This is a genomic window from Acidovorax sp. NPDC077693 (assembly GCF_044542805.1).
Taxonomy (GTDB): Bacteria; Pseudomonadota; Gammaproteobacteria; order Burkholderiales; family Burkholderiaceae_C; genus Acidovorax.
Map to the genome: position 1 here is coordinate 22,797 of NZ_JBITVD010000007.1, position 23,591 is coordinate 46,387.

At 68.2% G+C, this 23,591-nt stretch carries 22 protein-coding genes, 1 pseudogene and 1 riboswitch; of the genes and pseudogenes, 18 read left to right on the forward strand and 5 right to left on the reverse strand.

Annotated elements, in window-relative coordinates; translation table 11 throughout:
* Positions 1–29: 29 nt before the first annotated feature.
* Genes ACIGHN_RS11005 through ACIGHN_RS11020 form a run of 4 tightly spaced genes read left to right on the forward strand, consistent with a single transcriptional unit; the run spans position 30 to position 3,284 of the window.
* Complete coding sequence (locus ACIGHN_RS11005; RefSeq protein ID WP_396504393.1) at positions 30–905, forward strand: branched-chain amino acid ABC transporter permease; 876 nt, start codon at positions 30–32, stop codon at positions 903–905.
* Between the two features lie 11 nt (positions 906–916).
* Complete coding sequence (locus tag ACIGHN_RS11010; RefSeq protein ID WP_056418579.1) at positions 917–1,798, forward strand: branched-chain amino acid ABC transporter permease; 882 nt, start codon at positions 917–919, stop codon at positions 1,796–1,798.
* On the forward strand, positions 1,795–2,556 hold the full coding sequence (locus ACIGHN_RS11015) for an ABC transporter ATP-binding protein (protein ID WP_396504394.1): 762 nt from the start codon (positions 1,795–1,797) through the stop codon (positions 2,554–2,556). Before ACIGHN_RS11010 ends, ACIGHN_RS11015 begins: the two co-directional genes overlap by 4 nt.
* Positions 2,553–3,284, forward strand: a complete 732-nt coding sequence (locus ACIGHN_RS11020; protein WP_396504395.1) for an ABC transporter ATP-binding protein — start codon at positions 2,553–2,555, stop codon at positions 3,282–3,284. The genes ACIGHN_RS11015 and ACIGHN_RS11020 overlap by 4 nt, the downstream gene beginning before the upstream one ends.
* A gap of 83 nt (positions 3,285–3,367) precedes the next feature.
* On the opposite strand, the gene ACIGHN_RS11025 is transcribed toward ACIGHN_RS11020, so the two are convergent.
* A complete protein-coding gene (locus ACIGHN_RS11025) occupies positions 3,368–3,811 on the reverse strand; it encodes a universal stress protein (protein ID WP_056169621.1) in 444 nt (147 codons plus the stop codon).
* Positions 3,812–3,918: 107 nt separating this feature from the next.
* On the opposite strand from ACIGHN_RS11025, the gene ACIGHN_RS11030 reads away from it, so the two are divergent.
* The 9 genes from ACIGHN_RS11030 (at position 3,919) to ACIGHN_RS11070 (ending at position 12,068) form a co-directional block, all read left to right on the forward strand.
* A complete protein-coding gene (locus ACIGHN_RS11030) occupies positions 3,919–6,339 on the forward strand; it encodes a heavy metal translocating P-type ATPase (RefSeq protein WP_396504582.1) in 2,421 nt (806 codons plus the stop codon).
* Positions 6,339–6,476: a cbb3-type cytochrome oxidase assembly protein CcoS gene (ccoS, locus tag ACIGHN_RS11035; protein ID WP_056169616.1), complete on the forward strand. Its 138-nt coding sequence runs from the start codon at positions 6,339–6,341 to the stop codon at positions 6,474–6,476. Before ACIGHN_RS11030 ends, ccoS begins: the two co-directional genes overlap by 1 nt.
* A gap of 64 nt (positions 6,477–6,540) precedes the next feature.
* Positions 6,541–7,980 (forward strand): cytochrome-c oxidase, cbb3-type subunit I, encoded by a 1,440-nt coding sequence (ccoN, locus tag ACIGHN_RS11040; RefSeq protein ID WP_396504396.1) that lies wholly within the window; start codon positions 6,541–6,543, stop codon positions 7,978–7,980.
* 17 nt (positions 7,981–7,997) lie between these two features.
* Entirely contained in the window at positions 7,998–8,630 is a 633-nt protein-coding gene (gene ccoO, locus ACIGHN_RS11045; RefSeq protein ID WP_056169612.1) for a cytochrome-c oxidase, cbb3-type subunit II, read from the forward strand.
* A 27-nt stretch (positions 8,631–8,657) separates the two neighbouring features.
* Positions 8,658–8,795, forward strand: a complete 138-nt coding sequence (locus ACIGHN_RS11050; RefSeq protein WP_056169607.1) for a CcoQ/FixQ family Cbb3-type cytochrome c oxidase assembly chaperone — start codon at positions 8,658–8,660, stop codon at positions 8,793–8,795.
* A 24-nt stretch (positions 8,796–8,819) separates the two neighbouring features.
* Entirely contained in the window at positions 8,820–9,737 is a 918-nt protein-coding gene (gene ccoP, locus ACIGHN_RS11055; protein WP_396504397.1) for a cytochrome-c oxidase, cbb3-type subunit III, read from the forward strand.
* A gap of 121 nt (positions 9,738–9,858) precedes the next feature.
* Positions 9,859–11,307 (forward strand): cytochrome c oxidase accessory protein CcoG, encoded by a 1,449-nt coding sequence (gene ccoG, locus ACIGHN_RS11060; protein ID WP_056169601.1) that lies wholly within the window; start codon positions 9,859–9,861, stop codon positions 11,305–11,307.
* Positions 11,308–11,347: 40 nt separating this feature from the next.
* The gene (locus ACIGHN_RS11065) at positions 11,348–11,668 is read left to right on the forward strand and encodes a FixH family protein (protein ID WP_396504398.1); all 321 of its coding nucleotides are present in this window, start codon (positions 11,348–11,350) and stop codon (positions 11,666–11,668) included.
* Between the two features lie 109 nt (positions 11,669–11,777).
* Complete coding sequence (locus tag ACIGHN_RS11070) at positions 11,778–12,068, forward strand: hypothetical protein (protein WP_056169595.1); 291 nt, start codon at positions 11,778–11,780, stop codon at positions 12,066–12,068.
* A gap of 97 nt (positions 12,069–12,165) precedes the next feature.
* Here the strand turns inward: ACIGHN_RS11070 and fnr are convergent, their stop codons facing one another.
* On the reverse strand, positions 12,166–12,888 hold the full coding sequence (gene fnr, locus ACIGHN_RS11075; RefSeq protein ID WP_056169593.1) for a fumarate/nitrate reduction transcriptional regulator Fnr: 723 nt from the start codon (positions 12,886–12,888) through the stop codon (positions 12,166–12,168).
* Between the two features lie 182 nt (positions 12,889–13,070).
* On the opposite strand from fnr, the gene hemN reads away from it, so the two are divergent.
* From hemN to ACIGHN_RS11095, 4 genes are all read left to right on the forward strand, one after another.
* Entirely contained in the window at positions 13,071–14,453 is a 1,383-nt protein-coding gene (gene hemN / locus ACIGHN_RS11080; protein WP_396504399.1) for an oxygen-independent coproporphyrinogen III oxidase, read from the forward strand.
* Positions 14,454–14,505: 52 nt separating this feature from the next.
* Entirely contained in the window at positions 14,506–15,228 is a 723-nt protein-coding gene (locus tag ACIGHN_RS11085) for a sulfite exporter TauE/SafE family protein (RefSeq protein ID WP_396504400.1), read from the forward strand.
* 229 nt (positions 15,229–15,457) lie between these two features.
* Positions 15,458–16,756, forward strand: coding sequence for an HD-GYP domain-containing protein (locus tag ACIGHN_RS11090; RefSeq protein WP_396504401.1), 1,299 nt, complete (start codon positions 15,458–15,460; stop codon positions 16,754–16,756).
* Positions 16,753–19,197 (forward strand): bifunctional diguanylate cyclase/phosphodiesterase, encoded by a 2,445-nt coding sequence (locus ACIGHN_RS11095; RefSeq protein ID WP_056169579.1) that lies wholly within the window; start codon positions 16,753–16,755, stop codon positions 19,195–19,197. Before ACIGHN_RS11090 ends, ACIGHN_RS11095 begins: the two co-directional genes overlap by 4 nt.
* Positions 19,198–19,477: 280 nt before the next feature.
* Here the strand turns inward: ACIGHN_RS11095 and ACIGHN_RS11100 are convergent.
* From ACIGHN_RS11100 to ACIGHN_RS11110, 3 genes and pseudogenes are all read right to left on the reverse strand, one after another.
* Positions 19,478–20,260 (reverse strand): annotated as a pseudogene (locus ACIGHN_RS11100) (sulfite exporter TauE/SafE family protein); the annotation flags it as partial.
* Positions 20,261–20,710: 450 nt separating this feature from the next.
* Positions 20,711–21,100 (reverse strand): cell division protein ZapA, encoded by a 390-nt coding sequence (locus ACIGHN_RS11105; RefSeq protein ID WP_056418551.1) that lies wholly within the window; start codon positions 21,098–21,100, stop codon positions 20,711–20,713.
* A complete protein-coding gene (locus ACIGHN_RS11110) occupies positions 21,097–21,321 on the reverse strand; it encodes a hypothetical protein (protein ID WP_056169572.1) in 225 nt (74 codons plus the stop codon). Before ACIGHN_RS11110 ends, ACIGHN_RS11105 begins: the two co-directional genes overlap by 4 nt.
* 36 nt (positions 21,322–21,357) lie before the next feature.
* Positions 21,358–21,593: riboswitch (cobalamin riboswitch) on the forward strand.
* Positions 21,594–21,679: 86 nt separating this feature from the next.
* Here ACIGHN_RS11110 and ACIGHN_RS11115 point away from each other — a divergent pair.
* On the forward strand, positions 21,680–23,584 hold the full coding sequence (locus tag ACIGHN_RS11115) for a TonB-dependent receptor domain-containing protein (protein WP_396504402.1): 1,905 nt from the start codon (positions 21,680–21,682) through the stop codon (positions 23,582–23,584).
* Positions 23,585–23,591 lie beyond the last annotated feature (7 nt).

A 23,591-nucleotide genomic window follows, 5' to 3' on the forward strand; every position in this document is an offset into this window, starting at 1 on the left:
AAGAACGAGAGCAAGAACGAGATGACGCAATGACCTGGATCGATTTCACAAACCTCTTGATCAACGGATTGATCGAAGGCCTGGTGGTGGCGCTGCCCGCGCTGGCCATGACCCTGGTGATGGGCGTCAACCGCTTTCCCAATGCCGCCACCGGCGACTTCCTGACGACCGGCGCGTACGCCGCGGTGGCCGTGCAGATGCTGGGCGGCGTGCCGCTGTGGCTGGCGGCCATTGCCAGCGTGGCCATCACCGCGGTGGTGTCGGCCGGGTCGTACCAGCTGATCTTTCGCAAGCTGGTGGGGCGGCCCATGGTCGCGTCGATGCTCGCGGCCATCGGGCTCGGGTTTTTGCTGCGCAGCCTGATCTCGTTCTTTGCCGGGCACGACCAGCGCACCTTCGACATGCCGCTGGTGCGCGCGTGGAACTTCGGCGGCATCCGCATCCTGCCCACCGACCTGCTCATCGCCGCCATCGCCGCGGTGTGCCTGCTGGTGGTGTTCGTGCTCATCTACCGCACCAGCTTCGGCCGCCAGCTGCGCGCCGTGTCCGACAGTGCCGACCTGGCGCGCGCCAGCGGCATCCGCGCGGGTGGCCTCATGCTGAGCCTGTGGCTGCTGGTGGGCGCGCTGTCGTCCATCGGCGGGGTGCTGCTGGGCATGAAGGCCGTGGTCACGCCCGAGATGGGCTGGGAGAGCCTGATCCCCGCCTTCGCCGCCATGGTGCTGGGCGGCATCGGCAGCCCGCTGGGTGCGGTGCTGGGCGCGCTGCTGCTGTGCATGGTGCAAGAGCTGTCGGTGCCGCTGCTGGGGCCGTCGTACAAGCTGGTGCTGTCGTTCGTGGTGCTGGCGCTGGTGCTGCTGCTGCGCCCGGCCGGCATCATGGGCCGCGTGCAACTGGTGCGCTAAGGGGACGGACCATGATCGCTTATCTCTGTGCCATCGGCATCATCGCCCTCATCTACTGCCTGCTCGCGCTGGGGCTGAACCTGCAGTTCGGCCTTACGCGGCTGGTCAACTTCGGCGTCGTGGCGTTCTTCGCCGTGGGCGCCTACACGTCGGGGCTGCTGTCGCTGCAGGGCGTGCCGCTGGTGGTGTGCTTCATCGCGGCGGGTGTGCTGTCGGGGCTGCTCGCGCTGCCCATCGGCCTGCTGTCGCTCAGGCTGCGCGACGACTACCTGGCCATCGTGACGCTGGGTTTTTCGGAAGCCGTGCGCATCACCATCCAGCAGGAAAGCTGGCTCACGAACGGCGTGCAGGGTCTGCCGGGCCTGCCCAAGCTGTTTGCCCATCTGGCCGGCGGCATGTCCGACGTGGCGATCTTCACCGTGCTGGCCGTGATCGTGGGCCTGGTGTGCTGGGGCACGGTGCGGCTCACGCGCAGCCCGTTCGGCCGGCTGCTCAAAGCCATCGGCGACGACGAGGCGGCGCTGTCGGCCCTGGGCAAGGACCCGGCCTGGTTCAAGGTGCAGGTGTTCATGGTGGGCGCGGCGCTGGCCGGCGTGGCGGGCGCGTTCTACGCGCACTTCATCACCTTCATCACGCCGGAGCAGTTCATTCCGCTCATCACCTTCTATGTGTGGATGGGGCTGGTCATGGGCGGCTCGGGCTCGGTGCGCGGCGCCATGTTCGGCTCGCTGCTGCTGATGGTGTTCCTGGAAGGCTCGCGCTTTGCCAAGGACTGGGTGCCGGGCGTGTCCGAAGTGGGCATGGCCAGCCTGCGCCTGGCCGCAGTGGGCCTGGCGCTGATCCTGGTGACGCTGTACCGGCCGAACGGTCTTTTTGGAGGGCCTTCGAAATGACACTCCTCAACGTAGAGGCCGTGACGCGGCTGTTCGGTGGCTTCAAGGCGGTGGACGATGTCTCGCTGCAACTGGCCGACCGCGAGATTCTGGGCATTGCCGGCACCAACGGCGCGGGCAAGAGCACCTTGTTCGCCGCCATCGCGGGCCAGCAGCCGGCCGACGTCGGCCGCATCACCTTCGACGGGCAGGACATCACCCGCGTGCCGCCGTACCGCCGCGCCCGCCTGGGCCTGGTGCGCACCTTCCAGATCCCGCGCGAGTTCAAGAGCCTCACCGTGCACGAGAACCTGCTGGCCGCGGCCGCCAACCCGCAGGGCGAGCGGCTGGTCAACGCCTTCTTTCAGACGCGCCGCCTGCGCGAACACGAGCAGCAACTGGCCGCCAAGGCCGACGGCATCCTGAAATTTTTGAACCTGGCCCGCGTGCGCGACGTGCAGGCGGGCGGCTTGTCGGGCGGGCAGAAGAAGCTGGTGGAGCTGGGCCGCGTGCTCATGCTGGACCCGCGCTGCATCCTGCTGGACGAGCCCTTCGCCGGGGTGAACCCGGTGCTGATCGAAGAAATCTGCGACCGCGTGCGCGAGCTGCATGCCCAGGGCATCGCATTCATCGTGATCGAGCACCACCTGCAGGCGCTCAAGGCGCTGTCCAACCGCATGATCGTGATGGACCGCGGGCGCATCCTGGCCGAGGGCGATCCGCACACGGTACTGGACGATCCCCGCGTGCAGGAAGCCTACATGGGAGGGGTGGTATGAGCGAGGCGAACAACAAAACCAATAAGACCAATCTGCTGCAGATCGAGCAGCTGCGCGGCGGCTACTCGGACGTGGACATCATCCACGGCATCGACCTGGCCGTGGCGCCGGGGCAGATCGTCACCATCGCGGGCACCAACGGGGCCGGCAAGTCCACGCTGGTCAAGGCGCTGCTGGGCCTGTTGCCGCGGGTCACGGGCAGCATCCATCTGGATGGCCGCGACATCACGACGCTGTCGGCCGAAGACCGGTTCGACGCGGGCCTGGCCTACGTGCCGCAGGTGGCCAACGTGTTCCCGTCGCTCACCGTGCGCGACAACCTGCTGGTGGTGCGCCGCGTGCCGCACGTCAAGCGCCGCATGGACGAGGTGCTGGCCGACTTCCCGGCGCTGGTGGAGCGCCTGTCGCAACCGGCCAGCGACCTGTCGGGCGGCGAGCGCCAGCAACTGGCCTTCGCCCGCGCGCTGATGCCTTCGCCGCGCATCATGGTGCTGGACGAGCCCACTGCGGCGCTCGCGCCATCGCTGGTCGGCAAAGTGTTCGACATGGTGCGAAAGCTCCCCGCCGCGGGCGTGGCGGTGCTGATGGTGGAGCAGCGCGCGCGCCAGGCGCTCACCATCAGCCAGCAGGGCTACATCCTGGACCAGGGCCGCTGCGTGCTGGACGGCCCCGCGCAGGGCCTGCTGGAGGACCAGCGCATGGCGCAGCTCTACCTGGGCAACCACTGACCGGATGTCGGCCAGTGGAGCTTTGCTACTGATTTGATAGCTGCTAGCGCTTTTCCATCAAGCGGTAGCAGCACTTTGGGGCCTTAGCGCAGCACCAGCACCGGGATGTGCGAGTGCGTCAGCACGTGCTGCGTCTCGCTGCCCAGCAGCAGGCGCTTGAGGCCCTTGCGGCCGTGCGACGCCATGACGATCAGGTCGCACTTGTGCTTCTTGGCGGCCGAGATCACGGCTTCGGCCACCAGGTCTGACTTGGCGACCACGGCCTTCACCGTGACGCCCTGGGCGCCGCCCTCGGCCTTTACCTTGTCGACCATGGCCTGGGCTTCGGCCGCCCACTGCGCCTCGATGCGCTGGGCATCGTTCAGGTCCACCGACATGCCGCCTTCGAAGTAGCTGCGCGGGTAGCGCGGCACCACCTTCAGCGCCACCACCGTGGCGCCCGACAGGGCCGCCAGCGCCAGGCCGTGGTTGACTGCCTTGTCCGACAGCGGCGAGCCGTCTGTGGGGATCAGGATACGCTTGTACATGGTGTGCTCCTTGAAGTGACGCCATCAGCTTAGGACCGATCATGTTCCGCGACTTGATCCAGGTCAATGTGGCGTGCGGGGCAGGGCGATAGCCTTGAACCATGTCAATGTTTCAAGCCGACGCCCCGGTTCTGCCGCCGGCGGATGCCCCTGCCGCCGCGCAGGCCCTGCTGCTGGACGACCCGCAGGAGTGGTCGGCCTTCGGTCGGCCGCTCACGCCGACCGGCAGCATTCCGCAGGACCCCGCCACCTGCGGCTGGGACTCGCAGGTGGTGCTCGAAGGCATGCACTGCGCGGCCTGCGCCCTGACCATCGAAGACGCCCTGCGCGCCGTGCCTGGCGTGCAGCAGGCCGACGTGAGTGCGGCCACCCGCCGGGCGCGTGTGGTGTGGCACCCCGGGCAGGTGCTGCCCTCGCAGTGGATGGCGGCGGTGCACCGGGCCGGCTACCGCGCCATGCCCGCCATGGACGCCCTGGCCCGCGAGCAGCGCCAGCGCGAGAGCCGCCGCGCGCTGTGGCGCTGGCTGGTGGCCGGCTTTTGCATGATGCAGGTGATGATGTACGCATGGCCCGCGTACGTGGCGCAGCCGGGCGACTTGACGCTCGAGATGGAGCAGCTGCTGCGCTGGGCGTCGTGGGTGATCACGCTGCCCATGGTGGTGTTCTCGTGCGGGCCCTTCTTTGCCAGTGCCCTGCGCGACGTGCGCCTGCGCCGCGTGAGCATGGACCTGCCGGTGGCCCTGGGCATGGCCATCACCTTCGTGGTCAGCACGGCGGGCACGTTCGAGCCCACGGGCCTCTTCGGCCGCGAGGTGTACTACGACTCGCTCACCATGTTCGTGTTCTTTTTGCTCACCGGGCGCTGGCTGGAGCTGCGCCTGCGCGACCGCACCGCGGGCGCGCTGGAGGCGGTGATGAACCGGCTGCCCGACAGCGTGGAGCGTCGCGGAGCAGAGGGACATTTCACCCGCGTGGCCACGCGCCGCCTGGTGCCCGGCGACACCATCCGCGTATTGCCGGGCGAGGCTTTTCCGGCCGATGGCCGCATCACACGCGGCAACACGCAGGCCGACGAGGCCCTGCTCACCGGCGAGTCCACGCCCGTGGCGCGCCCGCTGGGCAGCACGGTCACCGCGGGCAGCTACAACCTGCAGTCGCCGGTGGAAGTGCTGGTGCAGGGCACCGGCGCCCAGACGCGCTTTGCGCAGATCGTCGCGCTGATGGAAAGCGCCTCGCTGCAAAAGCCGCGCCTGGCCCAGCTGGCAGACCGCATCGCCCGGCCGTTTCTCGTCGCCGTGCTATTGGCTGCCGCGCTGGCGGTGGCGTGGTGGTGGCCGTCCGACCCCGGCCATGCGCTGATGGTGGGCGTGGCCGTGCTGATCGTGACCTGCCCCTGCGCGCTGTCGCTGGCCACGCCGGTCGCCATGCTCACCGCCGCGGGCACGCTGGCGCGCCACGGCGTGCTGGTGCGCAACCTGCAGGGGCTGGAAGCGCTCGCGGCGGTGGACACCATCGTGTTCGACAAGACCGGCACGCTCACGCGCGACGGCATGGCGCTGTCGGCCACGCGCACGTCCGGCGACATGGCGGCCGGCGAGGCGCTGGCGCTTGCCGCCGCCCTGGCGGTGCAGTCGGTGCACCCCGCATCGCGTGCGCTGGTGGCGGCCGCCGCCCGCATGCCGACAAGCACCCTGCAGTGGGCCGTGACGGACCTGCAGGAGGACGCGGGCCTCGGCCTCACCGCCACGGTGCAGCGCGTGGGGGCCGGGCAGGCCACACGCCGCCTGCGCCTGGGCTCGGCCCTGCATGCGGGCATGGCGAGCGAGGGCGATGGCAACGGGCTGCAGGTGGTGCTGTCACAGCAGGGGTCGGACGGGGCGCTGCGCGAGCTGGCACGCTTCGATCTGACCGAGGACCTGCGCAGCGAGGCCGCACCGGTGGTGCGCGCCCTGGAGCAGGCGGGCGTGGCTGTGCAGTTGCTGTCGGGCGACCGCGGTGGCGCGGTCCAGCGCGTGGCCGCGCAGGCCGGCATTGCGCAGGCCCGGGGCGAGTGCACGCCCCAGGGCAAGCTGGCCGCGCTGCAGGCATTGCAGGCGCAGGGCCGCCACGTGGCCATGGTGGGCGACGGGCTCAACGACGGCCCGGTGCTCGCGGGCGCCCACGCCTCGTTGGCATTTGGCCGCGCCGTGCCGCTCGCGCAGTCGCGCGCCGACTTCGTGGTGCTGGGCGACAGCCTGGCGCTGGTGCCGCAGACGGTGCTGTTGGCGCGCCGCACCCTGCGCGTGGTGCGCCAGAACCTGTGGTGGGCCGCGCTCTACAACGCGCTGTGCGTGCCCCTGGCCGTGGCGGGCTGGATGCCCGCGTGGCTGGCGGGGCTGGGCATGGCGCTGAGCTCGCTGCTGGTGGTGCTCAACGCGTCGCGCCTGGCGCGCGAGCTGCCGGCGCTGGGCGGGGCCGACCACGCCGCGCCGCTGGCGCAGGGCCCGGTCGCAACGCCCGTGCCAACCCACCCCCTGGAGCCTGCCTGATGGACATCCTGTACCTGCTGATCCCGTTGTCCGTCGTGCTGGTGCTGATGGTGCTGGCGGGGCTGTGGTGGGCCGTGCACCACGGCCAGTTCGAGAGCGTCGAACAAGAAGGCGAGCGGATTCTCCGGGACGATTGACTTGTGTCAATGCGCCCCGCAGCCGACTGCAAGAAACTCAGATCGCAATACAAAGAGGTGCCCGATGGATTCTCCAAAAACAGTGGCTGCACACTACAACGACACGGTGGTGCGGCAGTTCTCGATCATGGCCGTGGTCTGGGGGGTGGTTGGCATGCTGGTGGGCGTGGTCATCGCCGCCCAGCTGGCCTGGCCCGAGCTCAACTTCGGCATTCCCTGGCTCAGCTACGGGCGCCTGCGCCCGCTGCACACCAACGCGGTGATCTTCGCGTTCGGCGGCTGCGCGCTGTTTGCCACCAGCTACTACGTCGTGCAGCGCACGAGCCAGGTCCGCCTGTTCGCCGGGCCGCTGGCGGCCTTCACCTTCTGGGGCTGGCAGCTGGTCATCGTGGCTGCGGCCATCAGCCTGCCGATGGGCTACACGTCCGGCAAGGAATATGCCGAACTCGAATGGCCCATCGACATCCTGATCACGCTGGTGTGGGTGTCGTATGCCATCGTGTTCTTCGGCACCATCGGCGTGCGCAAGGTCAAGCACATCTACGTGGCCAACTGGTTCTTCGGCGCGTTCATCCTGGCCGTGGCACTGCTGCACGCGGTCAACAGCGCAGCCATTCCGGTCAGCTTCATGAAGAGCTACTCGGCCTACGCCGGCGTGCAGGACGCGATGGTGCAGTGGTGGTACGGGCACAACGCAGTGGGCTTCTTCCTCACGGCGGGCTTCCTCGGAATGATGTATTACTTCATTCCCAAGCAGGCCGGCCGTCCGGTGTACAGCTATCGCCTGTCCATCGTGCACTTCTGGGCACTGATCTTCACCTACATGTGGGCCGGCCCGCACCACCTGCACTACACCGCGCTGCCGGACTGGACGCAATCGGTGGGCATGGTGTTCTCGCTGATCCTGCTGGCTCCCAGCTGGGGCGGGATGATCAACGGCGTGATGACGCTGTCGGGCGCCTGGCACAAGCTGCGCGACGACCCCATCTTGCGCTTTCTGATCGTGTCGCTGTCGTTCTACGGCATGTCCACGTTCGAGGGGCCGATGATGTCCATCAAGACCGTCAACGCGCTCTCCCACTACACCGACTGGACCATCGGCCACGTGCACTCCGGCGCGTTGGGCTGGGTGGGGCTGATCTCGATGGGCTCGCTGTACTACCTGGTGCCGCGCCTGTTCGGCCGCGACAAGATGCACTCCATCAAGGCGATCGAGCTGCACTTCTGGATGGCCACCATCGGCATCGTGCTGTACATCGCCGCAATGTGGATCGCCGGCGTGATGCAGGGCCTGATGTGGCGCGCCATCAACCCTGACGGCACGCTCACCTACACCTTTGTCGAGAGCGTCAAGGCGACCTATCCGTTCTACGTGATCCGCGTGGCCGGTGGCCTGCTGTACCTGGGCGGCATGGTGGTGATGGCCTGGAACGTCTGGATGACCGCCATCTCCGGCCGTTCGGTCAAGGTGACCATCCCTGCAGTGACTGCGGCGCACGCCTGAGCCGAAGGAGTCCATTCATGTCCAACAACAACACCAACCCTTCGACCGGCTTCTCCCACGAGAAGATCGAGACCAACAACTTCCTGATGATCGTGCTGATCCTGCTCGTGATCGCCATTGGCGGCATGGTGGAGATTGTGCCGCTGTTCTTCCAGAAGTCCACCACCGAGGCCGTCAAGGGCGTGGAGCCCTACACCGCCACGCAACTGGTGGGGCGCGACATCTACATCCGCGAGGGTTGCTACAACTGCCACTCGCAGATGATCCGCCCCTTCCGCGCCGAGACGCTGCGCTACGGCCACTATTCGGTGGCGGGCGAGTTCGTGTACGACCACCCCTTCCAGTGGGGCAGCAAGCGCACCGGCCCCGACCTGCACCGCGTGGGCGGCAAGTACAGCGACGAATGGCACCGCATCCACCTGAACAACCCGCGCGACGTGGTGCCCGAGTCGAACATGCCTGCCTACCCCTGGCTGGAAAAGAACGCTGTGGACCCCGCCGGCGTGGCGCCCCGCATGAAGGCCCTGCGCACCGTGGGCGTGCCCTATACCGACGAGCAGATCCAGGCCGCGGCCGAAGACGTCAAGGGCAAGACCGAGCTGGATGCCCTCATCGCCTACCTGCAGGTCATGGGCCGCGCGCTCAAGTAAGCAACACAGAACCTTAGGAGATCCGCCATGGACATCACCACCATGCGCATCGTCGCCACCCTGGCATCGATGGTTTGCTTCATCGGTATCTGGGTCTGGGCGTACATGGGCCGCAACAAGTCCCGGTTCGACGAGGCCGCACAGCTGCCGTTCGAACAAGATTGACTTTCACCAGAACGAGAACACCCCATGAGTGACTTCACCAGCAATTTCTGGTCGGTCTTTGTGACCACGCTGACCCTGGTCGGCATCGTTGCCTGCGGCATCCTGCTGTGGATGGCGGGCCGCAAGAAGGTCGTGGCCACCGCCGACAACACCACCGGCCACGTCTGGGACGAGGACCTGGTCGAGATGAACAACCCCCTGCCGCGCTGGTGGGTGTGGCTGTTCGTCATCACCATCGTGTTCGGCCTGGCCTACCTGGCCGCCTACCCGGGCCTGGGCAGCTTCAACGGCAAGTTGAACTGGACGCAGAAGGGCGAGTACGACGCCGAGATGGCCAAGGCCAAGGCCGCGCTCGACCCGCTGTACGCCCGCTTTGCATCCATGAAGCCCGAGGACGTGGCCAAGGACCCGCAGGCCCAGGCCATCGGCGAGCGCCTGTTCATGAACAACTGCGCCCAGTGCCACGGCTCCGACGCACGCGGCAGCAAGGGCTTTCCGAACCTGGCCGATGCCGACTGGCTGCACGGCGGCACGCCCGAGAAGATCCGCGAGACCATCACGCAGGGCCGCATCGGCACCATGCCCCCGATGGCCGCCGCCGTGGGCACGCCCGAGGACGTGCGCAACCTGTCGCACTACGTGCTGAGCCTGTCGGGCAGCCCGCACGACTCGCTGCGTGCATCGCTGGGCAAGTCCAAGTTCGGTGCCTGCGCGGCCTGCCACGGCATGGATGGCAAGGGCAACCAGGCCCTGGGTGCGCCCAACCTGACCGATGACATCTGGCTGCACGGCTGGGGCGAAGCCGCCATCACCGCCATGATCAACAACGGCAAGACCAACCAGATGCCCGCGCAGGCGGACAAGCTGACCGAAGCGCAGATCGGCGTGCTGTCGGCCTACGTGTGGAGCCTGTCGGGCAAGCAGTTGGCGGCGGCCAGGTAGGCCCGGGCACCTGACCACGCCGGGCGGCGCGACAGCCAGCGCCGCCCTGCGGTCCGCACCGCGCATCCCTCCCGCCAGCCAGGGCCTCACCGTTTCAAAAGCCAGCACCACGAGCCACACCATGAAGCCACCCAGCGGGCCTGCCCGCAAGGTCATCCCCATCGCGCCGGTCGCGGCCGATGCGTCGTCGTCCCAGGGCGAGATCGTCTCGCTGTACGAGGCGCAAAAGAAGATCTACCCCCGCTCCATCAGCGGCGTGTTCGCGCGCTGGCGCTGGGCCATGGTGTTCCTCACGCAGCTCGTGTTCTACGGGCTGCCATGGTTCGAGTGGGGGCAGCGCCAGATGGTGCTGTTCGACCTGGGGGCGCGGCGCTTTTACATCTTCGGCCTGGTGCTGTACCCGCAAGACTTCATCTACCTCACGGGCCTGCTCATCATCTCGGCGATGTCGCTGTTCCTGTTCACCGCAGTGGCGGGGCGGCTGTGGTGCGGCTTTGCGTGCCCGCAGACGGTCTACACCGAGATGTTCATGTGGATCGAGCACAGGATCGAGGGGGACCGCAGCGCGCGGCTGCGGCTGGACAAGGGGCCGTGGACGGCAGAGAAGGCGGTGAAGAAGTCGCTCAAGCAGCTGGCGTGGATGTCGGTGGCGCTGTGGACGGGTTTTACCTTCGTGGGCTACTTCGTGCCCATCCGCACGCTGGGCAGCGAGCTGCTGGCCTTCTCGGGCGGGTGGCAGATGTTCTGGGTGCTGTTCTACGGCTTTGCCACCTACGGCAACGCGGGCTACATGCGCGAGCAGGTCTGCAAGTACATGTGCCCCTATGCGCGCTTTCAAAGCGCGATGTTCGACAAGGACACGCTGGTGGTGAGCTACGACCCCGAGCGGGGCGAGCAGCGCGGCCCGCGCAAGAAGGGCATCGACTACAAGGCCCAGGGCCTGGGCGACTGCATCGACTGCTCGCTGTGCGTGCAGGTCTGCCCCGTGGGCATCGACATCCGCAACGGGCTGCAGTACGAGTGCATCGGCTGCGGGCTGTGCGTGGACGCCTGCAACACCGTGATGGACAAGATGCAGTACCCGCGCGGGCTCATCCGCTACTCCACGCAGAACGGCGTGGCCAACCGGTGGAGCCAGTCGCAGATGCTGCGCCGGGTGCTGCGCCCCCGCGTGCTGATCTACACCGCGATCCTGGCAGCGCTGTGTCTTGCCATGCTGGCCAGCCTGGTCACGCGCACACCGCTGAAGGTGGACGTGGTGCGCGACCGTGCGGCCCTGTCACGCATCGTGGCCGGGGGCAAGCTCGAGAACATCTACCGCCTGCAGATCATGAATGCGACCGAGGGGCCGCAGCGCTACCGCATCGCCGCCCGCGGGCTGACCGCGCTCGAAGTGGCCTCGGAGGCCGAGGTGGACATCGGTGCCGCGGAATCCCGCTGGGTGGCGGTGCGGCTGCAGATTCCGTACGGATCGGCCGCGCCGGGCTCGCACGCGGTGCAGTTCGACGTGCAGGCGGTGGACCGAGCCGCCCATGTGACCGAGAAATCCGTTTTCCTGGTGCCGCGCTGAGGCGCTGCACCGCCCGAGAAGATTTGCAAGGAGTACTGACATGCCATCGAATCCCGCCATCGGCCGCAACGGCCCAGCCATCTCTGCCAGTTCCACAGGTCCGGGCGCCGCGCCCGCCGCCGCCCCGTGGTGGAAGTTCGGCCACGTCTGGCTGGTCATCGCCGGGCCCGCCATCGTGATCGTGGCCGGCTTCGCCACGCTGTGGCTGGCCATCTCGCGCCCCGACCCGGTGGTGGCGGAGGACTACTACCGCCAGGGCATCGAGATCAACAAGACGCTGGAAAACCCCGCCAAGAGCCTGGCGCCCGCGGTCAAGGGCCGCAACCACGCCGCCACGCCGGTGCAGGACCAGCCGCGTTGAGTCGCCCACCGGCTGACCGGCTGCGACGACGACAACAACAACACCGGCGAGCACCGGCGGCCCCTGCGGTACCGCCGTGCCCGCTCGCTCCGCGAAGGAGACTGCAAGTATGTGGACGCAACGCCTGATGTGGATTGCCTGGCCCGCTTTTTTGATGGCCGGCGTGATGGAGATGCTGGTCTTTGCCCTGGTCGATCCGCACGACCTGCACTGGTTCGGCCAGCCCCTGGCACTGTCGCGCGAGGGGGTCTATACCCTCGCGTTCTTCGCGTTCTGGGCCGTCACGATGGCGTCGAGCGCGCTGACCACGCTGCTGGCGATGTCGCCGTTCGAGCTGAACCGCTGTCCCGTGCCGCCGGGGGAGCGCCCTGACGATTGCCGCAAGACGTCGTGCTCCTGATGTGCCGAGGTGTGCGGAGACTGCGGGCGGTGAAAACGGCGTTTTGAAAACGACAACGCCGGCTCGAGGCCGGCGCCGAAGTCCTGGCCTGTGGTGCTCAGTGGCAGGCTTGCTGGCTGTTCACGATGCGCTTGAGCGCGTCGGTATCGAGGATGCGCACATGGCGCTGCTTGACCTCGACGATGCCTTCTTCGACGAACTTGGAGAACGTGCGGCTCACGGTCTCGAGCTTGAGGCCCAGGTAGCTGCCGATCTCTTCGCGCGTCATGCGCAGCACCAGCTCGGACTGCGAGAAGCCCCGTGCGTGCAGGCGCTGCACCAGGTTCAGCAGGAATGCGGCCAGCCGCTCTTCGGCGCGCATGCTGCCCAACAGCAGCATCACGCCATGCTCGCGCACGATCTCGCGGCTCATGATCTTGTGCACGTGGTGCTGCAGCGCCGTGACCTCGCGCGAGAGTTCTTCGATGCGGTCGAACGGCATCACGCAGACTTCGGCGTCTTCCAGCGCCACGGCATCGCAGGTGTGCTGGTCGTTCACGATGCCGTCGAGGCCGATGATCTCCCCGGCCATCTGGAAACCGGTGACCTGGTCGCGGCCGTCTTCGGTCGCCACGCAGGTCTTGAAGAAGCCGGTGCGGATGGCGTACAGCGAGGTGAAGGTCTCGCCGTTGCGGAACAGCGTGGTGCCGCGCTTGACCTTGCGGCGGGTGGCCACGACCTCGTCGATGCGCTGCAACTGCTCATCGCTCAGGCCGACAGGCATGCACAGCTCCCGCAGATTGCAGTTGGAGCAGGCGACTTTCATGGTGAGCGGGTTCATAGGTACAGCAGGTTGGGGTTCGGGCGTTTCACCCCGTGGTGGCGAGGTTTCGCTGCGGACCGGGGGTGGGCGACTGACATGCATCAAATTGTCGCTGGTCGGCTGGTGGCATCACTTGACGTAGATCAAGGACGTGAGGAACAGCTTACGGCACAGTGGCAACGTACGCAAGGATGCTTCCAATGACTGCTGTTTCGCCCGAGCTGCTGCGCCGCTTCGATGTGCCAGGGCCCCGCTATACCTCCTACCCCACGGCCGACCGCTTCGTCGAGGCCTTCGGGCAGGACGACTACGTGCTTGCGCTGGAGCAGCGCCGCGCGGGCACCGGGGCCAAGGCGCTGCCGCTGTCCCTGTACGTGCACATTCCGTTTTGCGAATCGCTGTGCTACTACTGTGCGTGCAACAAGATCATCACCAAGCACCATGACCGCGCCGATGTCTACCTGCGCTACCTGAGCCGCGAGATCGACCTGCACACCGCCCACTGTGGTACCGGGCAGGTGGTGAGCCAGCTGCACCTGGGCGGGGGTTCGCCCACGTTCCTGTCCGACGACGGGCTGCGCGAGCTCATGGCCATGCTCAAGCGCAGCTTCACGCTCGCGCCGGGCGGCGAGTACTCGATCGAGGTGGACCCGCGCACGGTGGATGCCAGTCGCCTGGCGGTGCTGGCCGAGCTGGGCTTCAACCGGCTGAGCTTCGGCGTGCAGGACTTCGACCCCGAGGTGCAGAAGGCCGTGCACCGCATCCAGCCTGCGGAGCAGGTGTTCTCGCTGGTGGAGTCGGCGCGCGCGCTGGGCTTCGAGTCGATCAACGTCGACCTCATCTACGGCCTGCCGCGCCAGACGCCCGAGTCGTTCGACCGCACGCTGGCCCAGGTGGTGCAACTGCGGCCCGACCGCATTGCGCTGTATGCCTACGCGCACCTGCCCGAGCGCTTCAAGCCGCAGCGCCGCATCGTCCCGGCCGAGCTGCCCATGGGCGGCGCCAAGGTGTCGATGCTGTCGCGCTCGCTCGATGCCTTCATGGCCGCAGGCTACGTGTACGTGGGCATGGACCACTTTGCGCTGCCCGACGACGCGCTGGCCGTGGCCAAGCGCCAGGGCCGGCTGCACCGCAACTTCCAGGGCTACAGCACCCAGCCCGACTGCGACCTCATTGGCCTCGGGGTATCCGCCATCGGCCGGGTGGGTGCCACCTACAGCCAGAACGCCAAGACCCTGGACGAGTACTACGACTTCTTGAACCAGGGCCGGCTGCCCGTGGTGCGCGGCCTGGCGCTGACGCGCGACGACCTGGTGCGCCGCGCCGTGATCATGGCGCTGATGTGCCAGGGCGAGCTGCTGTTCGAGCCGCTGGAGCAGGCGTGGCTCGTCGACTTTCGGCGTTACTTCGCGGCCGAGATCGAACAGTTGGAGGAGATGGCGGACCAGGGGCTGGTGCAGATCCGCCAGGACGGCATCGCGGTGACCGCCATGGGCTGGTTCTTCGTGCGCGGCATCGCGATGGTGTTCGACCGCTATCTGCAGGCCGACCGCAACCGGGCGCGGTTCTCGCGCATCATCTGATGCCCGGCCTCACCGCCCGCGCCCACGGGGTGCCTTCAGGCGCTTGCCCACCATGCTGCTCACGGTAGCTTCGACCGCTCTGCTCATGGGCCTTGCCGGCGGGTCCCATTGCCTGGCCATGTGTGCGGCGCCCTGTGGGGCGCTGGTGGGGCAGGGGGGCGGGCCTGCGGCGGGTGCCGTGGCGCAGCCGGTGCGGTGGTTGCCGCGCGGCGGCGTGGTGCAGCGCACGGCGGCGTTTCACGCGGGCCGGCTGGCGGGCTATGCCCTGGCAGGCGCCCTCGCGGCCCTGGCCATGGACAGCCTGGCATGGCTGACCCAGCACACCATGGCGCTGCGCCCCGCCTGGACCCTGGCCCATGTGGCGGTGATGGCCTGGGGCCTGATGCTCATGGTGCAGGCACGCCAGCCGCTGTGGGTGGAGCAGGCGGGCCGGGCGGTGTGGGCGCGTGTGCGCCCGCTGGTCCAGGCCCCGGGGGGCGTGCTGCTGGCGGGTTTCCTCTGGGCGCTGATGCCCTGCGGGCTGCTGTATTCGGCCTTGCTGGTGGCCGCGCTCAGTGGCGGTCCGGTGCAAGGGGCGCTGGCCATGGCGCTTTTTGGCGTGGGCAGCGGCCTCTGGCTGGCCGCCGGCCCCTGGGCATGGGGCCGGCTCCGGGCGCGGCTCCATACCTGGCGCGCCGATGGGGGCACGCGGGTGGCCGGCGGCCTGCTCTGCGCGGTGGCCGGCTGGGCACTCTGGATGGATCTGGTCTACAAGCCGTCCCTCTGGTGCCGGTAGCCAGTCGTGAAAAGTGCTGCGGGGTCAGGTGCCGCGGGGGAGCGATGCGGCAGCCGGGCCCCCACGGCGGCCCGTGCGGGTAATCACTGCACTGTAGCGGCAGGGCGTGCGGCATGAAGTGTTGTGGTGTCGCGTCTGCGCGGCAGCAACGAATTGATCGCGCAGGCTTAGGGCGATAATCTGTGTAACCATTGGTGGCATTCACGTCTCCATGTTTCGCGCCCTTGAAGTGAACTCTTCCATCCTCATCGACATCAGCCAACTGCGGGTCGGCATGTACATCCAGCTCGATGTGGGCTGGATGCACCATCCGTTTCCGGTCAGCAGTTTTCGCGTGGCGTCGATCGAGCAGATCGCCACCTTGCGCGAGCTCGGCCTGACCGAGGTGCGCTACGTTCCCAAGAAGAGCGACCCCGACCAGCGCGAGCTGGTGCCTGCGGCCTGGCGCGTGCCCGAAATGCCCGCGCCCGCCGCCCCCGGGGTGGACGCGGCGGGCGGCACCCCCGCGGCCGACCCCGAGGCGCTGCGCAGGCGGGCATTGCTGGAGGCGCAAAACCGCGCCCTGGCCGCCTGCGACCAGCGCTTTGGCGAGGCCACGCGCCAGTACCAGGCCATGGAGCGCGTGGTGTCCGAACACCCGGACCAGGCGCGCACCAAGGGCGATGCGCTGGTGTCGGGCTGCGTGTCCGAGCTGCTGGAAAACGGCGACTCGGTGATCCGGCTGCTGTCCGAGGGCGTGGGCGAGCGCAATGCCCTGCACCCCATCAACGTCATGGTCATCTCGTTGCTGCTGGGCCGCGCCCTGGGCATGAAGAGCGTGGAGCTGCACGACCTGGGCGTCGCGGCGCTGATCCATGACATGGGCAAGCTCAAGCTGCCGCCCAACCTGCGGCAGGTCACGCCGTCGATGATCCCGATGGAACGCTCGCGCTACGAGACCCATGTGGGGGAGTCGGTGGCATTCGCCATGCGCATGGGCTTTCCGGACACGGTGCTCACCGCCGTGGCGCGGCACCATGAAATGGTCGACGGCAGCGGGTTCCCGCTGCGCCTGTCGGGCCCGGACCTCGGGCGCGCCAGCCAGGTGCTGGCCCTGGTCAACCGCTACGACCGCATGTGCAACCCCGCCAACGGCGTGGATGCACTCACGCCGCACGAGGCGCTGTCGGTCATCTTCGCGCAGCTCAAGTCCAAGTTCGACTCCGTCGTGCTGGGGGCCTTCATCCGGATGATGGGCGTGTACCCGCCGGGGTCCATCGTGCAGCTGGTCAACGACCGGTATGCCATCGTCGCGTCGGTCAATTCGTCGCGCCCGCTGCGGCCCAAGGTCATCGTGCACGACTCGCGCATCCCCAAGGAAGAAGCGCCGATCCTGGACCTGGAAACCGTGCCGGAGCTGGGCATCCGCCGCAGCCTCAAGCCGGCGCAGTTGCCGCGCGACGCGCTGGACTACCTGTCGCCGCGGCAGCGCATCTGCTACTTTTTCGAGCGAGCGGTCAACCCCGGCCCCGAAGAGGCCGGCGCGTGACGGTCGTGCAATCCCACGGCTGGCTCGACGGCTTGCAGGAAGCCGTGTGGCTGGTCGATGAATCCACCCTGCTGATCCTGCGTGCCAACGCCGCCGCGGAACGCCTGGCGGGCGCACCGGTGGCCGCGATGGTGGGCACGTCGGTGCTGGGCCTGGCATCCACGCCGCAGGACGTCGCTTTCTGGGGCGAGCCCGCCCAGGTGGTGGCCGATGGCATCCATTCGCACACCAGCCTTTTGCGGGCCGACGGCAGCCTGGTGCCCGTGAACCGGCAGGTGAGCCGTGTGCCCAACGGGCCCGATGGCGGCACGATCTTCATGGTGACCATGCTGGACCGCAGCATCCAGGCGGCTACCGAGCGTGAGCTGGAGACCCTGCTGTCCGAGCTGCGGGCCACGCTCGACTCGGCCGCCGACGGCATGCTGGTGTGCAATCTGCACGGCCAGGTGCGTGCGTTCAACCAGCGCCTGGCGCAGCTGTGGGGCATTCCGCGGGAGTTGCTTCTGGAGCGCGACGATGCCGCGGTCTACGCGCACATGGCCGCCCAGGTGCAGGACGCCGCGGCGTACACCGACCGCATGGCCGCCATTGCCCGCGAGCCCATGCAGGAGAGCACCGACATCCTCACGCTGAAAAGCGGCGTGGTGCTGGAGCTGCGCTCGGTGCCGCAGTTCAGCCAGGGCCGTCCGGTGGGCCGGGTGTATTCGTACCGCGACATCACCCGCCAGACCGAGATCCAGGCCAGCCTGCGCCTGGCGGCCCGGGTGTTCGAGTCCAGCCTGGACGCTATCTTCATCGCCGACAGCCAGCACCGCGTGCTGCGCATGAACCCGGGGTGCGAGCGCCTGGTCGGTCCGTCGGCCAAGTCCTTCGAAGGCTGCATGGCGTCGTCGCTGTTCGGCGGAGGCACCGATATTGCCTTCATGGAACAGGTGCTGGAGGGCTGGGCGCGCGACGGCTTCTGGGAGGGCGAGCTGTGGCTGCCCCGTGACAGCGGCGCGTACTGCGCGGTGCAGCTGTCGTGGGTGGCGCTGCGCGACGACGAAGGCCGGCTGGTGCAGAGCATCGGCTTCATGCGCGACTTGACGCTGCAGCACGCCGCGCAAAAGCGCATCGAAGAGCTGGCCTACAGCGACGTGCTGACCGGGCTGCCCAACCGCCTGCTGCTGTCGCAGCGCGTGGACACGGCCATCCAGGGCGCGCGCCAGAGCGACACCGGCTTTGCCATCCTGTTCCTGGACCTGGACCGTTTCAAGATCATCAACGACTCGCTGGGCCACCCCTTCGGCGACCGGGTGCTGCAACTGGTGGCCGAGCGCCTGCAGGCTTGCCTGCGCCAGACGGACATGCTGTGCCGGCTGGGCGGCGACGAGTTCGTGATCTACCTGCACGGCGGCGACGCGGTGGTGGCCGAGAGCGTGGCCCGCCGCATCCTGGACGACATGCTCAAGCCCTTCATGCTCGACGGCATGGGCTTTTCGATCCAGTGCAGCATCGGCATGGCGCTGTACCCGCAGGACGGCACCACGCTCGACGAGCTCATCAAGCAGGCGGACACGGCCATGTACCGCGTCAAGGAGCGCGGGCGGGGCAGCTACGGCTTCTACCAGCCGCAGATGAACGCCAACCTGCTCTCGCGCATGCAGATGGAGCACGCGATGCGCCAGGCGCTGGGGCAGGACCGCATGGCAGTGCACTACCAGCCGCAGGTCAACATGGCCACCGGCCGCATCACCGGGGCCGAGGCGCTGATCCGCTGGACGGACCCCGAATTCGGCGCGGTGTCGCCCGGGCAGTTCATTCCGCTGGCCGAGGAGTCGGGCTACATCGTGACGCTGGGCGCCTGGGTCATGGAGCAGGCGGTGCGCGAGGCCGCGCAGTGGATGCACAGCGGCATGCCCATCGTGATCTCGGTGAACGTGTCGGCGCTGGAGTTCCGCCAGCCCGACTTCGTGGACCGCATCACGCGCCTGCTGGCCGTGCACCAGCTGCCGCCCACGCTGCTGGAGCTGGAGCTGACCGAAACCATCTTGCTGCAGGACGCGCTGGAGATGGAGCAGCGCCTGCGTGTGCTGGCGGGCCTGGGCATCGGCCTGGCCATCGATGACTTCGGCACGGGGTATTCGAGCCTGGCGTACCTCAAGAAGCTGCCGATCAGCAAGCTCAAGATCGACCAGTCCTTCGTGCGCGGCCTGCCCGACGACGATGGCGACCGGGCCATCGTGAGCGCCATCATCAGCATGGGCCGTGCGCTGCACATCGAGGTGGTGGCCGAGGGGGTGGAGACCGAAACCCAGCAGGCCGTGCTGCTGCAGATGCAGTGCGACCACTACCAGGGGTTTCTGTGCGCACCGGGCCTGCCCGCGCCGGAGTTTCGCGCCATGCTGGGCAAGCCGCTGCCGCTCAAGGCGCAGGGCCGGCGCGACGGGTTGCAGATCTGAGCATCGGCGTGGGAGCGCAGAGTGCGCTCGGGGTGGCCTGTGCGGGTGGCTGTGTCGTGCGCCGTGCCACTGCGCCGTTGCATGCGGGTGCTGTGGCCTGGTCCGGCAGGTGAATTCAATGCAAAAAATGCCGCTACCGCTTGATGGATCAGCGCAAGCAGCTATCAATATGGTAGCGTCCTGCTCTCGCGGGTAACCTGTTGCTGCGCCGTAATCCGCAGCCGCCCGGCGGCCAGCCCAGCCCCGGTCAGGACGCGGCCAGCCCCTTCCAGAGCATGTAAGCCGCCAGCCCGAACAGCAGCGTGGCGAACACGCGCTTGAGCTGCTTGACGGGCAGGTTGTGCGCTGCCTTGGCGCCCAGCGGGGCGGTGAGCACGCTGCAGGTGGCGATCACGGCCAGGGCCGGCAGCCAGATGTAGCCCAGCGATGCGGGGGGCAGGCCTTCCACCGCCTGGCCGCTGATGGCGTAGCCCACCACGTTGGCCAGCGCGATCGGAAAACCCAGCGCAGCGCTGGTGGCCACGGCGTTGTGGATGGGCACGTTGCACCAGGTCATGAAGGGCACGCTCACAAAGCCGCCGCCGGCACCCACCAGGCCCGACAGGAAGCCGATCACGCCGCCCGCAGCCACCTGGCCCGCGCCGCCGGGCATCTGGCGCGTGGGAGCGGGCTTTTTGTCCAGGAACATCTGCGTGGCCGAGAAGCTCACGAACAGCGCGAAGAAGATGGCCAGGAACGAGCCCTTGAGCAGCGCGAACACGCCCAGGCTGGCGATGAAGCCGCCCAGCACGATGCCGGGCGCCAGGCGCCGGGCGATGTCCCAGCGCACCGCGCCGCGCTTGTGGTGGGCGCGCACGCTCGAGATCGACGTGAACATGATCGTCGCCATGGAGGTGGCGATCGCCATCTTCACCGCCAGATCGGGCGACACCTGCCGCGCGCCGAGGATGTAGGTCAGGAACGGCACCAGCAGCATCCCGCCGCCAATGCCCAGCAGGCCCGCGAGAAAGCCCGTGGCCAGGCCCAGGACACCAAGTTCAACGATCAGAAGAGGGTCCAGCATGGCGCAAAAGGAAAGCGTGAGGGCGGCACGGCCGCCAAGCCTGCGCCCTGTCGCCGCCGCGGTGCAGCCGGGCGGCGGGGTGACAGGGGCATGGGGAATAAGGTGTCTGCGATTGCCACCGAACCCTCATCCTGAACCGGGGGTTCAGGTGGGCGAGGGCAGCCAAGTGTTGGGTTCATCTGACGCGAGATGATCACGCTCACCGGACGATGTACCAAGCCCGAGCTCAATGAGCATTGGTTCAAGGAAATATAAAGCCCGGCGGCATCGCAGACACGTCCATTGTAGGCGCTGCCAGGGCCCTGCGCTGAAAGACGGTTTTGTAAAGACCGTAAGGCGATGCACATTGCGCGGCGCACTGGATGGCCGGTTTGCGGCGACGCTTCGGCAACGCCTGGATGCGGAGCGGGCGCGCCGCCTTTGCGCGCCAGCCTGCGGGTTCGACGTCGCTCAGAGAAGCCGGCCGTCTTCGCCCAGCACGTGGTCCAGCTGCTGCACCAGCGACTGCAGCCGCTGGTCGTCGGCGGCGGGCAGCGGGGCCGAGGAAGAGGCCGCTGTCGTCGCCGCGGCAGTGGCCGCTGGCTGGGCGGGGGCGGTGTCCACCGCGGGCCGGGCGGTGGCGGCTGCCAGGTCGGCTGCTTCGCGGTCGGCGATTTCGAATGCGAGGTTCAGGGCTGCCAGCACGGCGATGCGCTCGCGGGCACGCACCTTGCCGGCATCGCGGATGCGGGTCATGGCCGTGTCCACGCGTTCCACGGCGTCCAGCAGGCGGCTCTCGTGGCCCTCGGGGCAGGTCAGCAGGTAGCTTTGCTGCAGGATCTGCACCTCGATTTGCTTCATTCGGATTCTTTCGTGGCGGGGGCTGCAGCGGGCAGGCGCTCCAGCAGGGCGTCCACCCGGGCCCGCGCGGCAGACAGGCGGGACTTGAGCGAATCGCGCTCCTGCGTGAGGGCTGCCACCTGGTCTGCCAGCAGCGCGTTGGTGCGCTGCAGTTCCGCGTGGCGCAGCAGCAGGCGTTCAACGCGTTCGGCGATCTGGTCGGTGGTCGATGGTGTGGCCATAGAGCCCCCGATTGTAGGGTGGCGGTTTGTAAACGGCCGTAAAATCCCGTGGTTGGTGCTCGCGGTGTGGTTCACATGCTGCAGTTCAACGGGAAGCAGGGAGGCGTGCCACGCATGGTGCGCCGAGCCTGCGCTGCCCCCGCAACGGTCAGCGGACGAATCACCCGATTCTCTCTCCATCACAAGCCACTGTGCGCCTTGAACAAGCGTGTGGGAAGGCGTTGGAGGGCGTTCCGCCAGCCCGGATACCGGCCAACACGGTGGCTGCGCCCACGCCTTTTTTGGGCAAAGCGCAGCCGTATCACCCATCTGCTGGCGGGGAGGCCGGCTCGGGTTTTGTTTGTTGACGATGACCCCCATGAAAATCCGTACCCCTCGTGCGCGCATTGCAGCGCCGCTGTGTCTGCAGCCGGCCCTGGCCGCCATGGCCGTTGTGGCCGCCTGTTCTGCGCAGGCCCAGGCGCAGCAAGCGCCGAACAGCGAGGCCGGCAGCCCGGTGCAGATCGCGCAGAACCTGCGCGCGCCGTCGCTCACCGAGACGGTGGTGACCGCCACCCGCACGCCGCAGCCGCTGTCCGACCTGGTGGCCGATGTGACGGTGATCGACCGCGACACCATCGAGACCAGCGGCGCCACGGGCCTGGCCGATGTGCTGGCGCGCGTGCCGGGCATCGAGTTCTCTCGCAACGGCGGGCCGGGCACGACCACGGGGGTGTTTTTGCGCGGTGCGGAATCCCGCTTCACCGCGGTGTACATCGACGGCGTGCGCATCGACTCGCAGTCCACCGGCGGCGCCGCGTGGGAGGCGATTCCGCTGGCGCAGATCGACCGCATCGAAGTGCTGCGCGGCCCTGCGGGCGCGGTCTACGGCTCGGACGCCATGGGCGGCGTGATCCAGATCTTCACCAAGCGCGGTGAAAACGGTGTGGCGCCGTACGTGGGCATCGGCGTGGGCAGCCACAGCACCACGAAGATTGAAGCCGGCGTGAGCGGCGCCACCGGCACCATCGACTACGCGCTCGGCATTGCGCGCGAGAAAAGCAAGGGCTTCAACGCCCGCACGGTGGCCACGCAAAACCCCGACCGCGACGGCTACGAGAGCACGTCGGCCAACGCGCGCCTGGGCCTGCAGATCAATGCTGCGCACCGCCTGGACGCCACGCTGCTCGCCAACGACCTGGACAGCGGCTACGACAACGGCCTGGGCAAGGACGACCGCAACCAGCACCAGCTGCACGCGCTGGGCCTGACCTGGCAGGCGCAGTGGACCACCGCATACAAGACGCGCCTGCAGGTCACCGACTCGCGCGACCAGTACGAAACCACGCCCTCGGTGTACCTGAGCGAGACGCACCTGCGCGGCTACCTGTTCCAGAACGAATGGCGCCAGGGTGCGCACCTGGTCACGGCCGCGCTGGAGCGGCGCGAAGACAACCTCCAGAACGCCCCCATCGACCGCTCGCGCTCGCAGGACGCCATCGCCCTGGGCTACGGCTACACCGCCGGCGGCCACACGCTGCAGGCCAATGTGCGCCATGACTCCGACAGCGAGTTCGGCGGCAAGGGCACCGGCAGCCTGGCCTATGGCTACACCTTTGCGCCGCAGTGGCGCGCCACCGCGTCGGTGGGCACGGCGTTCCGCGCGCCCACGCTGTACCAGCGCTTCAGCGAATACGGCGTGGGCTCGCTCAAGCCCGAAAGCAGCCGCAATGCCGAGGTGGGCCTGCGCTGGGCGCAGGGCAGCAACAGCTTCTCGGCCACCGTGTACCGCAACCGCGTGCAGGACCTGATCTCCTTCGGCGCGCCCGGCCCGTGCCCATCGCCCTTCGGCTGCTACGTGAACACCGCGCGCGCCGAGTACAAGGGCGTGACCTTTGCAGGCTCGTACCGCCTGGCAGGTGTGCTCGGCGGCGTGCAGCTGCGCGGCTCGCTCGACCTGCAGGACCCGCGCGACCTGGACACCGGCAAGCAACTGGCCCGCCGCGCCAAGCGCCACGGCACGCTGGGCGCCGACACGCAGCTCGCGGGCTGGACCGTAGGCGCCGAGGTGCAGGCCTCGGGCCGCCGCTTCGACACGGTGGCCAACACCAACGTGCTGGGCGGCTACACGCTGGTCAACCTGTACGCCAGCACCCGCATCGCACGCGACTTCACGCTGGTGGCGCGCGTGGACAACGTGGGTGACAAGCACTACGAGCTGGCTCGCACCTACGCCACAGCCGGACGCACCGCGTACGTAGGCGTGAAGTGGGCGCCGCAGTAAGCCCAAA